Here is a 14,652-nt window from a genome sequence, read left to right on the forward strand (position 1 = left end):
GGCAAGGGGCTTAAGCCCCTTGTCTTGCCCTCGGGGTTAGATGCCTGATATCGTCACCACGCACCCAACTCACCGATTTTGTTCACCGCGTTATTCTTGCTTTCTATGAAAGAGTGGATTGTTGAAATTATTGGTTCTCTGGGCTATTTCGGCATTGGATTCCTGATGTTTTTGGAGAATCTATTCCCGCCGATTCCGTCGGAATTAATTATGCCCTTGGCGGGGTTTACGGCTTCTCAACCAAATAATAATTTGGAGCTAATCCCAGCGATCGCAGCGGGTGTAATCGGTACGGTTTTGGGAGCCTATCCCTGGTACTACATTGGCAAACTGGTCAACGAAGAGCGCCTAGAACGTTGGGCAGACAAATACTTCAAATGGATCGGCATTTCCGGCGAAGATGTCGGTAAATCCAAAAACTGGTTCCAAAAGCATGGTGCTAAGGCGGTGCTCTTGGGCCGGATGGTTCCGGGCATTCGGACTTTAATTTCGCTCCCGGCGGGCATTGAGGGAATGCCGATCGTTCCTTTCACGATCTATACAACGATCGGGACAATTATTTGGACAACGGCCCTCACCACCCTGGGCTATAAACTCGGGGCTAACTATGAGCTGGTGGATGAATATCTTGCCCCAGTTTCTAAGATTGTCTTGGGAATTTTGGTGTTGGCTTTTGCAGCTTGGCTGGTTAAGAAAAACCTGGATTTGCGCAACAAGGGCAACGGGTAAAACACGGGTGAAACCGAGAAGCTGGTGGAGGGCGTAAGGCGTTACGCCCCTACGAGATGACTGCCAAAATAATAATTAGGTGAATCGGGGTGGGCTGGGCCTGCCCCGATTTGTTTGAGATGAATCGATTGACTGGGAAATAGCAACCATGGCAGAAGTGGCGGCGATCGCCCTGGATATTGGGCGCAAACGAATTGGGGTGGCGGGGTGCGATCGCCTGGGGTTAATCGCCAGCCCGATCGCCACGATCGAGCGACAATCTTTTGAGCAGGATGTGGCGACGTTGCGGGCGATCGCCCAGGAGCGCCAGGCCACGGTACTGGTGGCCGGGTTACCCCTGACGATGGACGGCGAAGACAGTGCCCAAACCCGCCATGCTCGCAAGTGGGCCAAGCGTTATGCCACAGCGATCGGGCTGCCGTTTGTGTTGGTGGATGAGCGACTGAGTTCGGTGGAAGCGGAGGAACTGTTGCGATCGCGCGGCCAGCAACCCTCCCGGGACAAGGGCAGCATCGATCGCTATGCGGCGGCGGCAATTTTGCAACGCTGGCTAGATGAACAACAGATTTGAATTCTGTCAAAACCAGTCGCTATCCTGGGAAGGGATAGCCCACTGCATTGGCGTTGGAGGATGGTTAAATGACCGCTAGCCTAAGCGCTCCGGCTGCTACTGAGTCAGCCCCAGAGGCGATCGACCTGAACCAGTTTTTGGCCCTGCCCGATACCCAGCCGGCCAGTGAATTCATTAACGGCAAAATCATTCAAAAACCAATGCCCCAAGGAGAACACAGCACCCTACAAGCAGACTTAGTAGCAGCGATTAACGCCGTGCTCAAACAGCGAAAAATTGCCCGGGCTTATACAGAATTGCGCTGTACCTTTGGCGATCGAGCAATTGTTCCGGACTTATCAGTTTTCCAGTGGGAACGAATTCCCCGAAACCCAAAAACGGGTCGGGTTGCCAATCAATTTTTAATCCCGCCAGACTGGGCGATCGAGATTTTGTCACCCAAGCAAGAGAGCTTGGGTATTATTGATAAGCTACTGCATTGTGCCCAGCATGGAACTCAAATGGGCTGGCTGATTGACCCCGCTCAAAATGGTATTTTACTAATTAACGGTGATTGCCAGATCTCAGTCGCTCAGGATATGAGTCATGTTCTTCCTGTTCCTGAGTTTGCAGTTGATTTTCAACTGACGCTAGGTCAATTATTTGATTGGTTAGCAATTGACTAATATCTGAGATTGCTTGACTAATTTTTCTAATAAATTAAAAGTTCTCTTCCCAAGAATTGACAGTCCACTGAATTGGTTTTGGAGGATGGGTAAATGACCGTTAGCCTAAGCGTCCCGGCCGCTGTGGAATTAGCCCCAGAGGCGATCGACCTGAACCAGTTTTTGGCCCTGCCCGATACTCAGCCGGCCAGTGAATTCATTAACGGCAAAATCATTCAAAAACCAATGCCGCAAATTGAGCATAGTGTACTGCAAATGGACTTGGGTGCAGCCATCAATGCAGCCTTGAAAGCTCGCAAAGTTGCCCGTGCCTTTTCTGAGTTACGGTGTACCTTTGGCGATCGAGCAATTGTGCCAGACTTGGTGGTTTTAACCTGGGATCGAATCCCGCGCGACACTAACAATCGATTAGTTTCTCACCCAATTACCGAAGCGCCAGACTGGGCGATCGAAATTTTGTCACCCAAGCAAGAAAGCCTGGGCATTATTGATAAGCTACTGCATTGTGCCCAGCATGGAACTCAAATAGGCTGGCTGATTGATCCTGCCCGAAATATGGTTTTCACCATTAATCATGATTGTCGAGTTTCAGTTTTTCGGGATGCAAATGATCGCTTACCTGTGCCCGAGTTTGCGACTGAATTTCAACTCACGCTGGGTCAGCTCTTTGATTGGTTAGCGGTTGATTAGCAGTTGATCGATCGTTTTCATTCCTAAGTTCTGGGAAACGACGAATTCGGTTGTTCTTGGTAATGGAAATACCAGGCCTTGGAACTGCGAATCGCCAGCCATAAAAGCATCAGGGCGATCGTTCCCCCTTGGGTGGGTGCATCAAAGGCAAATAGCACCAAAAAAATGCAGAGGGCATCTTGGGTGAAAATTGCCCAAAGGGGCAGCCCTCCTAATCGAAAAAACCAGCCCACCTGCACCAGTTGCAAGACTAGGGCCAGCAGTCCTCCCACAATTCCCAACAGCACGGTGATTTGATCCGTGCGATCGGCTGCTTGGGCGATCGCCATTCCCATCACGGCCCCAGCCAAGGGACTGAACACCAATTGCACCAACTGCAAAATTCGTTGCCCCAGCAGTTTTTTGGAAGCAAACAGCTCAAACAACGACCAACTAACCAGCACCCCCAGCACCCATTGCGGCGACAGTTGCGACAGCAGCGGCACCCGTGACCAAAGGCGATCGCCCTGCAAGAGGCCAATCAACAACAGCGGCAGGGCAATGCGCATCCCTCCCGCCGCCGAAGCTGCCAGCACCGCTAGGAGTTCAACCATGACAATGGGCGCATCCCATAGAAACCTGAACTCATCTGTAATTGCACCATCGATGCCCCTTTTTGAGTCAATGCCCCTTTTTGAACTGTTCCTTCCAGGATCGGTGGTTGAGATCCGCAAAGGATGGGGGTCGATCGCACCAATCACAAGCTAGGGGCGAGCGACCCATGCAACTCGGAAATTTCCCAGTGGCCTTGAACTTTAGGCGATTTTGGTCAACTCAGCACGATCGAGAGCCATGGGCGATCGCCGTTGCCTAGCCTAGAGTGCCACCAAATCCGCCGTCAGCCGCTTGAAAGCCAGTCGCTCGTTTTCAATATCAACCCAAATCGTGTCACCCTCGGTGAACTCACCCCGCAGAATGCACTTAGCAATTTGGGTTTCCAATTCCCGTTGCACGGCGCGTTTCAAGGGGCGTGCGCCGTAGGTGGGATCGTAGCCAACCTCTGCCAAGAAGTCGATCGCCGCTTCTGACAGTTTCAGGGCCATTTTCTTTTCTGCTAAACGGGCTTCCAATCGCTGGGCTTGAATTTGGATAATTTGGCGCAATTCCGACTTTTCGAGACCGTGGAAAATGATGATGTCATCAATGCGGTTTAAGAATTCTGGGCGGAATTGTTCGCGCATGGCCGCCATCACCCGCGTCCGCATTTCTTCATAGCGACTGTTATCGGCCGCCAATTCCAAAATGTATTGGGAGCCAACGTTACTGGTCAGAATGATGATGCTGTTTTTGAAATCAACGGTGCGCCCTTGGGAATCGGTCACTCGACCATCATCCAAAATTTGCAGCATGATGTTGAACACATCCGGGTGCGCTTTTTCGATTTCATCAAACAGAATTACTGAATAAGGACGACGACGAATGGCTTCCGTGAGTTGCCCGCCTTCCTCATAGCCCACATAACCGGGGGGCGCACCGACCAAACGCGAAACCGCATGTTTTTCCATGTATTCCGACATATCAATTCGCACCATCGCTTCTTCGGTGTCGAATAGATAAGCCGCCAGGGATTTAGCCAGTTCAGTTTTGCCCACGCCCGTGGGGCCCAAGAAGATAAAGCTGGCGATCGGGCGGTTAGGATCGGCCAACCCCGCACGCGATCGCTGGATGGCATCGGCCACCGCCGTGACGGCCTCATCTTGGCCAATTACGCGCTGATGTAGCTCGTCTTCCAAATGCAGCAACTTTTCCATTTCGGAAGCAATCAGTTTGCTGACCGGAATGCCAGTCCACTTGGCAATAATTTCAGCAATGTCAGATTCACTGACTTCTTCTCGCAGCAAAATTTGACCGCTCGATTGCTGAGTTGAAATTGTCTGTTCAATGGTCTGCAATTGCTGATGCAGTTCATTCAGGGTTCCAAACTTTAATTCAGCGGCTCGATTGAGGTCATAGTCTCGCTCCGCTTGCTGAATTTCCAGCTCCACCCGATCGATCTGTTCCTTGAGGGCTTTTCGTTGCTCCAACAGATCTTTTTCCTGTTGCCATTGGGCGTTCAAATGGCTTTGGGTTTCCTTCAGGTCTGCCAATTCCCGATCGAGCCGTTCCAGCCGCTCCTTGGAAGCGGAATCACTCTCCTTTTGTAAGGACAAGCGCTCCATTTCCAGTTGCAAAATCTTGCGATCGATTTCATCCAGTTCCTCTGGCTTAGAGGTCACTTCCATTTTCAACTTGGCTGCGGCTTCATCCACTAGATCGATCGCCTTGTCCGGCAAAAATCGATCGCTGATGTAGCGATTAGAAAGGGTGGCCGCCGCCACCAATGCACTATCGGAAATCTTGACGTTGTGATGGGTTTCATAGCGATCCTTCAACCCTCGCAGAATCGAAATCGTATCTACCACCGAGGGCTGGTCAATATAAACCTGTTGAAAGCGCCGTTCCAATGCCGCATCTTTTTCAATATATTTGCGGTACTCATCGAGGGTGGTGGCTCCAATACAGCGCAATTCACCCCGAGCCAACATGGGTTTCAGAAGGTTACCGGCATCCATGGCCCCCTGCGTTGCCCCTGCGCCCACCACGGTGTGAATTTCATCAATAAAGAGAATGATATTCCCTTCAGAATCAGTCACTTCCTTGAGCACCGCTTTCAGGCGTTCTTCAAATTCCCCGCGATATTTGGCCCCGGCAATTAGTGCGCCCATGTCAAGGGCAATCAGGGTGCGATTTTGCAAGGATTCTGGCACATCTCCTTTCACAATTCGCTGAGCCAATCCTTCGGCGATCGCGGTTTTGCCCACCCCTGGCTCACCAATTAAAACGGGATTGTTTTTGGTGCGACGCGACAAAATTTGGATCGTGCGGCGAATTTCGTCATCCCGGCCAATGACTGGATCGAGCTTCCCTTGGCGGGCATATTGGGTGAGGTCTCGGCCATATTTTTCAAGAGCTTCATATTTCCCTTCTGGATCACGATCGGTCACGGTTTGATTGCCTCTCACTTGTTTGATTGCTTCCCGCAGTTTGGCCTCATTCAGCCCCACTTCATTAAAAATTTTGCGACCGCAACGATCGTCCTTGGCAAACCCCAACACGAGGTGTTCGATCGAGAGGTATTCATCACCCAATTCCTTGCGAAAGGCCTCAGCCCGATCAAGCAACTTATCCAGGCTTTGTCCCAAGTAAACTGAGCCAATATCACCGGAAATTTTGGGTTGTTTCTGCAAGAATTGATCCGCTAATTCTTGTAAGCGACTGGGCTGGGCCCCAGCCTTGTTAAAAATACTGGTGGCTAATCCCTCTTGTTCTAATAATGATTTGAGTAAATGTTCTGACTCTAGCTGTTGTTGGCGATTTTGTTTGGCAACTTCTGGCATTTGGGCAATAACTTCCCAAGCCTTGGTGGTGAATTTATTGGGATCAGTGGGTTGCATGGGGTGTTCGGGGTGTGCAGGAATTACTCCGGGAGGGATCAGCCTCCGCTGCACGACCGTAGCGCTATTGTAGGCAGGGAGGGCGATCGAGCGCGATCGGCTTTTACGACCCAAGGGGTGGGGGTTTGCCGTCTTCAGTATCCCTGGCGGAAATTTGATTGTGCCGTGCTGGGCGATTCCCGATCGGGTCATTGTTCAGGCTCGCCCTGCGTCCTCGGCGCTGCTGTGACCCGTTTCCTGCAACCTTGTCGCGATTGTGCTGTGATTTTGTCGTGATTTTGCTGCGATGCAAGGGGATTCAAATGACTGGGGAGCGGCGCGATCGCTTCCTTTTTAGCCAAGACCAACTGAGTCAGGTCTAGCCGTTCCAGGGCCAGTTGCATGGGTTCGATGGTCAGCCCTTTGAGTCGAATCAGTGGACGCTGTGGGTTGCGGTCAGACCGCGCGATCGAAAAGCTGGGAGATGCTTAGGATAGAAAATAAACCGCAAACTATCAGGGATGACTGATCGAATTTGACAACCATTGAATCGGGTGAAGCTCAGCCAAAACTGACGATTAATGGAAACTGAATATGAGTGAAAAATATGACTGAAAAAACAACCAATTGGCAAACTTTGCTCCTGTCGCCTACGGACTTCCAAACCCTAACGGGCATTCCCTTTAAAGATGCTCAAGATCTGTCTAAAGCCTTGCATCAAAATCGTAAACTACCTAAATGGCAAGCGATCGGCAAGCGTTGCTTAAAATATGCTTGGAATGGATTTTGGTTTTCGATTATTTGGGCAATTTTGCTTGGAATTTTTGTGATCCCAATTGCCATTGGCGGGTTTTACTTAGTTCGTCTGTTGGGCTTGCTTGCCGGAATTAGCATCATTAGCATTGTGCGCTGGTCGGCGAGCATTTGTCTGCTTACGGGTATTCCCATGTCTATTTGGTTTTCGCGGGATGAAGAGAAAAAACAAGATACCTTGCGATCACTCCTGCCCTTGACCCAAGAGGTTGAAAAATTTAATCGGCTGGTGCGGGCAACGGACGTGAAGGCTCAACTGGCCCAAGCCTCCGGAAAAGTCATCAGCCCTGAGGAACAAGCCCAAACGATCGCCACCTTGAGCCAATTGCGATCGGAGCTGGAAAATGCCTTGAAAGTGGAACGGGTGTTACGTGAAAACCAAGATGTGGTGATGGCGCAAGTAGATGCCTTTGAAGGGGCCACCCTGGGTCAGCATATGCAACTGGTGACGGATCAAGCCCTTGAATATGGTCAGGTACTTGATGAAGCATTAAAACTGGGCGATCGGGTTCGGAACGAGCTAAAAATGATCCACAATCGACAAGATCAATGGGATTCTGAGTGATTTCGCAGAAATGACTCAGAAATTGCTCAGCATTCTCTCAATAATTTTTGCCATCCCCTAGCAGGGACTGAACAATCGCGCGTACACTGGACGCAATCTTTTTCTGAATTGCAACCTCACGCAGAGAGCCTGAGTTATGAATTTCAAGCGGTGGAGCAGCCAACTGATTGCCATGGGTCTGATCGGGGTTACAGTCCTCGGCACAGCGATCGAAGGAACCTTCGCCCAATGGGACAATACTCGCCCAGAAAACCGCATTGCGCGTATTCGGTTTCGCAACAATAATGCTCGTAGTTTATACGCCCTCTATATTGCACCTCGCTATTCAGGGGATTGGCAAGAACTCTTAGGCGATCGCATTTTAAAATCCGGTGAAGCGATCGACTTGGAATTTAATTACGACAACCTTTATCAGTCCGGGTGTAACTACAAAATCAAAGCCATTTATTCCGATGGTTCCGAGACGGTCTTGGAAGAGCAGCCCTATGATCTCTGCGGATTGCGGCAGGTGCAGTTTGGTCCCTATCCCTCGATCGATCCCTACCGTCCCAATTAATTGCTTTTTTAGGACATTTCCTCTCAGGACATTTCCGCAATTTTAATTTGCGTCTGTCAATAGTGACTGATCACGACTTCAATTGATTGCCAGCGATTTCCAAACCAATTTAGGCAAATTTGCCTACTGCGATCAGTCAGATCTGATCAGTCGAAGTTTCTAGGGGAATGATCCCGAATCCTGACAACTGAATTTGCCTAATTCCATCGCTCAACTCCGTCGCTCAACTCCGTCGCTGAATTCCGTTAAAATTTCAAAACTTTCCGATCTCTCCCTGCTCTTGCTCTTGCTGTGCCCTTGACCCCTTGGCGACGGATTTGGCGCAATCGCCCTAGAGGTAGCCCATCCTTTCGTAGTCTGTTGCGCGCTTGGTTAACCCGTTCCATAAACCTCCTCTTGGGAGATGGGCGACATCTCAATGAAGCGGAATTTGATAGTTATGTTGCCTGGCGATCGGCACTGATTCACCAGCGCTTGATGCTGGGATTTCGCCTAGGAGTCATTTATTTCAGCACGTTCTCAATTCTGATTGCCTTTGAGGAATCCAGTAAAGGCGATCTGCTCAGTGTGCGCTTGATTCGCCATTTGATGGCGATTGTTTTAATTGCTGCGGGCAGCCGTGAAACCCAGTCTTTAACTGAACGATATTTGGCTCCTGCGTCGATTTCGGCCTATCCTGCTGCTGCTCAGCAAACGACTCCTAAAAATATCACCCCAAAGCCCTTAAGCCAGGGTGGAAAATTGCCACCGCTGATTCAGTCGAAGCGACCGGAGCGCTTGAGCTTGGATCCGGTTATTTTTTCATCCCAATTTGGTTTATTTTTACTACTTTCAACCACGATTTCGGTGGTGACCAATTTACCCAGCCACTGGGGCACACCGGTCATGCCCGATTTGAAGGGTTGGACATTGGGCTTTTTTAGTATTGCGGCTGTGTTGCCCTTTCGTTGGCATTGGCATCTGATTTCTCATCTGATTGCCTATGTGAACTATTTTTTGACCAATGGTTTGATGGGACAGCCAATCTTTCCAGATCCTTTGGATCCTGGGCAAGTTTTGTTTGATATGGTTTGGATTTCCTTGATGTCAACCTTGGTGGTTGGTCTCTATGAACGGCTATCGCGAACGGAATTTGAAGTTCGCAAACAATTGCGCCAAGAACAGCGGCGATCGGATCAATTGTTGACGAATATTTTGCCCCGTAGTGTTGCCGATCGACTCTTGATCGACTCAGCCCAGATTGCGGACTTATTTCCAGAGGTGACGGTTTTATTTGCGGATTTAGTGGGATTTACGCCCCTGGCTTCGCAACTGCAACCGGGTGAAACGATTGAGTTGCTGAATCGAATGTTTTCGCTCTTTGATCAATTGGCGGAGTTCCATGGTCTTGAAAAGATCAAGACCATTGGGGATGCCTACATGGCGGCGGCGGGCTTGCCGAATCCCAATCCGAACCACGCGGCGGCGGCGGCAGATATGGCGTTGGCCATGCAACGGGCGATGGAACAATTGAATCAAACGTCCCGCTACCCCCTCTCAATTCGGGTTGGTCTCCATTCGGGGCCGGTGGTGGCGGGCGTGATTGGGCTGCGAAAGTTCGCTTACGATCTGTGGGGGGACACGGTGAATGTGGCCAGCCGAATGGAGTCCCAAGGATTGCCGGGCAAAATCCAAGTGACGCAAGCGGTGTTCGATCGCCTGGGGGGAGAAGCGAGCCTTTATCGATTAACTCAGCGGGGGTTAATTGCTGTGAAAGGTCGAGGCGAAATGCTGGTCTATTGGTTAGAAGAAGCCCCTAAAAACTAACGGCAAGCATCCACCGAAACGACATATACTTTCCCGATCGATCCTGTGTTACCCACCTTCACGTTCACCTGGAACGGTTGAATATTTTGGCCGGGACGACGACGTGGATAAGCAGGCACTTGTACCAGTTGATTTGTCTCAGCATTTACCCGTTCGTCATAGAACTGATCGTTGCTGCTGTCCCCATATTTGAGAAACATTTCAGATTGGTAGCTGCCGGAGTCTTTGAAAAACAGGTTGACTCGAAAACTGGTAAAGCTTTGATTGCTGGGAACCACAAAATCGGTGTTCCAATTGTTGCGCGTGAACAGCAGGCTAGGGGCCGAAACCCGCTTCACCACTTCGGGGTCATTGCCACCAACGGGCATCAGGGGCACGGGGCGGCGACATTCCACCACGGGGGCACTGCGGTCTTGGGCTTGGGCGTTGATGTGCAGTCCTGCCAAACCAAGGCCAAGGCTGGTGAGGGCGGCGATCGCAAGCGGCCGTTTCATAGCGCGCGGTGGTATTTCTCAAAAAATGCCCCTTAAGATTAACCCAAGGTCTTGCCGCTGCGTAAAGAGTTATGGAGCACGGCGTTACACTAAAGGCTCTGAACCGAGAGGAATTTGAGGCGATCGCGTGGCGGCAGAGCAAGATCAACCAGATCAAGAAGCAGTCTTTCACTCGCTGAATTCATCGCTGAACCCTGCATCGGGGGCGAGTGCTGTGGAAACCGGTATGGAGCCAGAGACGGCCGACCCAAAGCCGGTAACGGATTTTGAGGCCATGACCCTAGATCGGGCCCAAACACTTTATGACCAGGGGCGGATGCTGTTTGAGTCAGGGCGCTACCGCGAGGCGATCGAGTCTTTGGAAACGGGTGCGGCGCTGTTGCCGGCCAATGGGCGCTTGGGGGGGGAAATGCAGGTGTGGTTGGTGACGGCCTATGAGGCGGCGGGCCTGCAAGATGCGGCGCTGCAATTGTGTCGGCAACTGACCAAACATCCCCACCTGGAAACCCGATCGCAAGCTCGCCGGTTGTTGGCCATTTTGGAAGCGCCCGTGTTGAGCAAGCGCCCGGAATGGTTGACGGAAATTCCTGATCTGTCGAGCTTGGAGGCGGCGGATGGTGCGGGGTTCAAGGCGGCCACCGGTCAGGCTCCGAGCCGATCGCCCCGATCTCGTCCCATGCCCGAGCCAAAGCCGATCGATCCGGCCCTGATTGTCCATGAGAATCGCTTTTTGGGCTTTGGGCTACTGCTGGTGACACTGGTAATTGCGGGCATTCTGTGGCTGGGGCGTACCCAGGGTGGCTGACGGTTGATGCAACTGAGTTGCTTGGCCAAGCTTCTGTCCGGGTGCGCTAACGAAGGCCAGTCCACAAAGGCAAGGCAATGAAGGCAAGGCAAGGAAACAATCGCCCTCAGTCGGATGGTTTCGGATCGTTTATGCTGGCGATCTGCTAGGTTTTTCAAGTCTGTTCATCGAGTTCCAGCGCTCCCATGCCTGCTTTTTTGTTTGAGGTCGGCACTGAAGAATTACCCGCAAGTTTTGTGGCCAGTGCGGTGCGCCAGTGGCGCGATCGCTTGCCCCAGAGCTTGGCGGAAGCCAACCTAAGCGCCACATCGGTGCAGGTGTTTGCCACGCCGCGCCGCTTGGCCCTGGTGATTGAAGGGTTGCCCGATCGCCAGCCCGATCGCCGGGAAGCGGTCAAAGGGCCGCCGGCCAGTGCGGCCTTCAAGGATGGGCAACCCACCAAGGCCGCCGAAGGATTTGCGCGCAAAAACGGTGTGGCCCTGAGCGATTTGGAGTTGCGAGCCACGGACAAGGGTGAATTTGTTTTTGCGGAAGTGTTCACGGCGGGGCGATCGACCCCTGATCTCTTGCAGGAATTGGCTCCCCAATGGGTGCTGGCCCTTGAAGGGAAGCGGTTTATGCGCTGGGGAGATGGAGAATTACGATTCCCCCGGCCCATTCGCAGCCTGATTGCCCTTTGGGATGATCAAGTGTTGCCGGTGTCTTTGACCGTGCGAGCTGCCACCGAAACACGTCCAGCGGAGGTGCTGACGGCCGATCGAGTCACGACGGGACACCGGGTGTTGCATCCTGCGCCGGTCTCGATCGCCCAGGCCACCGACTATGTGGCCACCCTGGCAGCGGCTTCCGTGCTGGTGAATCCCGATCAACGGCAGGCGCTGATCATTGAGCAAACCCAGGCCGCGGCGGCCCAACTGGGCGGAGAAGCGGAAATTGACCCCGATTTGCTGGAAGAAGTGCGGGATTTGGTGGAATTCCCCACGGCGGTGATTGGTGGCTTCGATCAGGAATTTTTGGAGCTGCCGTCGGAAGTGACCAAAACAGTGATGGTCACCCATCAGCGCTATTTCCCCGTTCATCAACCGGGCCAGCCCGATCAACTGTTGCCCAACTTCATCACCATCAGTAATGGGGATCCGACCAAGGCCGCCATCATCACCGAGGGCAACGGACGGGTCGTGCGGGCCCGCCTCAGCGATGGCCAGTATTTCTACAAGGCCGATATTGCCAAGCCTTTGGAAAGTTACTTGGCCAAATTGGAAACGGTCACCTTCCAAGACCAATTGGGCAGTATGCGGGCCAAGGTCGATCGGATCGTGTCCATGGCCGATCGGCTCTGCCACCAACTGCAATTGTCGGCGGACGATCGGGACTTGGTGAACTGGGCCGCCCTGCTCTGTAAAGCAGACTTGGTGACCAGCATGGTATTCGAGTTCCCGGAGCTGCAAGGCATTATGGGCGAGAAGTATGCCCGGGCCAGCGGGGAACCGGCAGCGGTGGCGGTGGCGATCGGGGAGCATTACCTACCCAAAGGCGCGGGCGATGCCTTGCCCCGCAGCCAAACCGGGCGCATTGTGGCCCTGGCCGATCGGCTCGATACCCTGTGCAGCCTGTTCCGAATTGGCCTGCTGCCCAGCGGATCTTCCGATCCCTTTGCCCTGCGCCGGGCCGCCAACGCCGTGGTGAACATCATTTGGGATGCCGGTTGGTCTCTGAATTTGGAATCGTTGATTGAGCCGGAATCGGTCGATCGCTGGGCAGAGTCCGGCATGGGGACACAACTGGCAGAATTCTTCGTGCAACGGTTCCGCAGCCTGCTCGAAGATGAGCAAGGCATTGATTACGACCTGGCCTTGGCAGTTGTCGGAGAACCGGGCGATCGGGATGCGGCCCTGCGGGCCCTCTACGACCCCGCCGACGTGTTGCAACGGGCCCAGTTTTTGCAATCCCTGCGGCGATCGGGGCAATTGGCTAACCTCTATGCCACCATTAACCGCGCCTCCAAGCTGGCCACCAAGGGCGATCTCAACTTCAGCGATCTGGATCCCGCCGCTTCCGTGAAGCCCGCCTTGTTTGAGCAACCTTCAGAACAGGCGTTTTATGATGCCCTAGTTGCTCTGTTGCCCATCACCCAAGCCACTCGCCAAACCCGTAACTACCAACCCCTAGCCGATCAACTGGCTCAGGCGGCGGCCGTGGTCGCGAACTTCTTTGATGGTTCCGAAAGCGTGATGGTGATGGTGGATGACGAGGCGGTACGGCGTAACCGGCTGAACCTGCTGGGCCTGTTGCGCAACCATGCCAGGGTGCTCGGAGATTTCGGGGCGATCGTGAAGGGGTAAAGCATTCATCCCCATTTTCAACCTAAGGGCCAAGGGGTGTGCTCCCATGTTTTGTAGCAAAATCATCAATTGCTAGACAAAAGCCTGCCACACCCCTATAATATTGAACCGTTGCCAAAATTGTGGTTTCCTGCGCTACGCAACCTTAAAACCACAACCTTTGCCGAGCTGGCAAATTTTCCAGGCAACTTTTGCTGAACCGGATACTGAGCAGATCGCTGCTTAAGTCCTAGCAAGCAAACGCGCTGCAACGATGCAAACCGCTCCAGCGCAAAATCTTCCCTCGGTTGACTGACATCCGAGCACTGAAAATCTCAAGGATTCCTCAGCGCAGATAAGCGGTCAGTCTACGTCAATCAGAGTGCCCAAAACTCAAAGTCCGTCGGGAAAGTGCTTCTGGCCCTTACGTGCTAGAAGCGCTCTTGTTGCGGCTGGTTGACGCTAGAGGGGAGGACTCTCCTAACCATCCCTAGTCTAAGGAGAACGCCATGTCTCTTGGCATTCTAGGTACGAAGCTGGGCATGACCCAAGTCTTCGATGAAACGGGCCGGGCCATCCCGGTAACGGTCATCCAAGCGGGCCCCTGTACCGTTACGCAAATCAAAACCAAAGAGACTGATGGCTACACGGCCGTTCAGTTGGGTTTTCAAGAAGTCAAAGAAAAGGCCCTCAGCAAGCCGGAAATTGGCCACCTGAGCAAGGCCAATGCGAAGCCCCTGCGTCACCTGCGGGAATACCGCTTGGCGGATGTGGCTGGTTTTGCCCTTGGTGAAGAAATTCGCGCCGATCGCTGCATCGAAGTCGGTCAAATCGTTGACGTGACGGGGAACAGCATTGGTCGCGGTTTTGCGGGTTACCAAAAGCGCCACAACTTCGGTCGCGGGCCGATGTCTCACGGTTCCAAAAACCACCGTCTGCCCGGTTCGACGGGTGCGGGTACGACCCCCGGTCGTGTCTATCCCGGTAAGCGCATGGCTGGCCGGATGGGCAATGAGCGTGTGACGGTCAAGAAGCTGACGGTTGTGCGGATCGACCCCGATCGCAACATCGTGTTGATCAAGGGTGCGGTTCCGGGCAAACCGGGGACGCTGGTCAGCATTGCACCGTCCAACCTGGTGGGTCGTCAAAAGTAAGCGCGATCGCCCGTAAGTCCGTCGAACGTGG

General features: G+C 52.8%; 13 protein-coding genes. 10 read left to right on the forward strand and 3 right to left on the reverse strand.

Annotated elements, in window-relative coordinates:
- The first annotated feature begins 105 nt into the window (after positions 1–105).
- From AC2IAX_RS15770 to AC2IAX_RS15785, 4 genes are all read left to right on the forward strand, one after another.
- Positions 106–729 carry a DedA family protein gene (locus AC2IAX_RS15770; protein WP_494388321.1) on the forward strand — a complete coding sequence of 208 codons (624 nt, stop codon included), beginning with the start codon at positions 106–108 and terminating at the stop codon, positions 727–729.
- A 148-nt stretch (positions 730–877) separates the two neighbouring features.
- On the forward strand, positions 878–1,300 hold the full coding sequence (gene ruvX / locus AC2IAX_RS15775) for a Holliday junction resolvase RuvX (protein ID WP_494388322.1): 423 nt from the start codon (positions 878–880) through the stop codon (positions 1,298–1,300).
- Positions 1,301–1,368: 68 nt separating this feature from the next.
- Entirely contained in the window at positions 1,369–1,965 is a 597-nt protein-coding gene (locus tag AC2IAX_RS15780) for a Uma2 family endonuclease (protein WP_494388323.1), read from the forward strand.
- Between the two features lie 93 nt (positions 1,966–2,058).
- On the forward strand, positions 2,059–2,655 hold the full coding sequence (locus AC2IAX_RS15785; RefSeq protein WP_494388324.1) for a Uma2 family endonuclease: 597 nt from the start codon (positions 2,059–2,061) through the stop codon (positions 2,653–2,655).
- A gap of 23 nt (positions 2,656–2,678) precedes the next feature.
- Here the strand turns inward: AC2IAX_RS15785 and AC2IAX_RS15790 are convergent, their stop codons facing one another.
- Complete coding sequence (locus tag AC2IAX_RS15790; RefSeq protein WP_494388325.1) at positions 2,679–3,248, reverse strand: DUF4126 domain-containing protein; 570 nt, start codon at positions 3,246–3,248, stop codon at positions 2,679–2,681.
- Positions 3,249–3,509: 261 nt separating this feature from the next.
- Positions 3,510–6,128 (reverse strand): ATP-dependent chaperone ClpB, encoded by a 2,619-nt coding sequence (gene clpB / locus AC2IAX_RS15795; protein WP_494388326.1) that lies wholly within the window; start codon positions 6,126–6,128, stop codon positions 3,510–3,512.
- Between the two features lie 586 nt (positions 6,129–6,714).
- Here clpB and AC2IAX_RS15800 point away from each other — a divergent pair.
- From AC2IAX_RS15800 to AC2IAX_RS15810, 3 genes are all read left to right on the forward strand, one after another.
- Positions 6,715–7,485, forward strand: coding sequence for a hypothetical protein (locus AC2IAX_RS15800; protein WP_494388327.1), 771 nt, complete (start codon positions 6,715–6,717; stop codon positions 7,483–7,485).
- Positions 7,486–7,621: 136 nt separating this feature from the next.
- Entirely contained in the window at positions 7,622–8,041 is a 420-nt protein-coding gene (locus tag AC2IAX_RS15805; RefSeq protein WP_494388328.1) for a hypothetical protein, read from the forward strand.
- A gap of 291 nt (positions 8,042–8,332) precedes the next feature.
- Positions 8,333–9,847 carry an adenylate/guanylate cyclase domain-containing protein gene (locus AC2IAX_RS15810; RefSeq protein ID WP_494388329.1) on the forward strand — a complete coding sequence of 505 codons (1,515 nt, stop codon included), beginning with the start codon at positions 8,333–8,335 and terminating at the stop codon, positions 9,845–9,847.
- Here AC2IAX_RS15810 and AC2IAX_RS15815 read toward each other — a convergent pair.
- The gene (locus tag AC2IAX_RS15815; protein WP_494388330.1) at positions 9,844–10,341 is read right to left on the reverse strand and encodes a hypothetical protein; all 498 of its coding nucleotides are present in this window, start codon (positions 10,339–10,341) and stop codon (positions 9,844–9,846) included. The genes AC2IAX_RS15810 and AC2IAX_RS15815 overlap by 4 nt on opposite strands.
- 127 nt (positions 10,342–10,468) lie before the next feature.
- Between AC2IAX_RS15815 and AC2IAX_RS15820 the strand changes: the two genes are divergently transcribed.
- The 3 genes from AC2IAX_RS15820 (at position 10,469) to rplC (ending at position 14,621) form a co-directional block, all read left to right on the forward strand.
- On the forward strand, positions 10,469–11,146 hold the full coding sequence (locus tag AC2IAX_RS15820; protein ID WP_494388331.1) for a hypothetical protein: 678 nt from the start codon (positions 10,469–10,471) through the stop codon (positions 11,144–11,146).
- Between the two features lie 185 nt (positions 11,147–11,331).
- Positions 11,332–13,488 (forward strand): glycine--tRNA ligase subunit beta, encoded by a 2,157-nt coding sequence (gene glyS / locus AC2IAX_RS15825; RefSeq protein WP_494388332.1) that lies wholly within the window; start codon positions 11,332–11,334, stop codon positions 13,486–13,488.
- A gap of 488 nt (positions 13,489–13,976) precedes the next feature.
- Positions 13,977–14,621, forward strand: coding sequence for a 50S ribosomal protein L3 (gene rplC, locus AC2IAX_RS15830; protein ID WP_494388333.1), 645 nt, complete (start codon positions 13,977–13,979; stop codon positions 14,619–14,621).
- The last annotated feature ends 31 nt before the right edge of the window (positions 14,622–14,652 follow it).

The sequence above is a fragment of the Limnothrix sp. HT2024 genome (genome assembly GCF_059138625.1).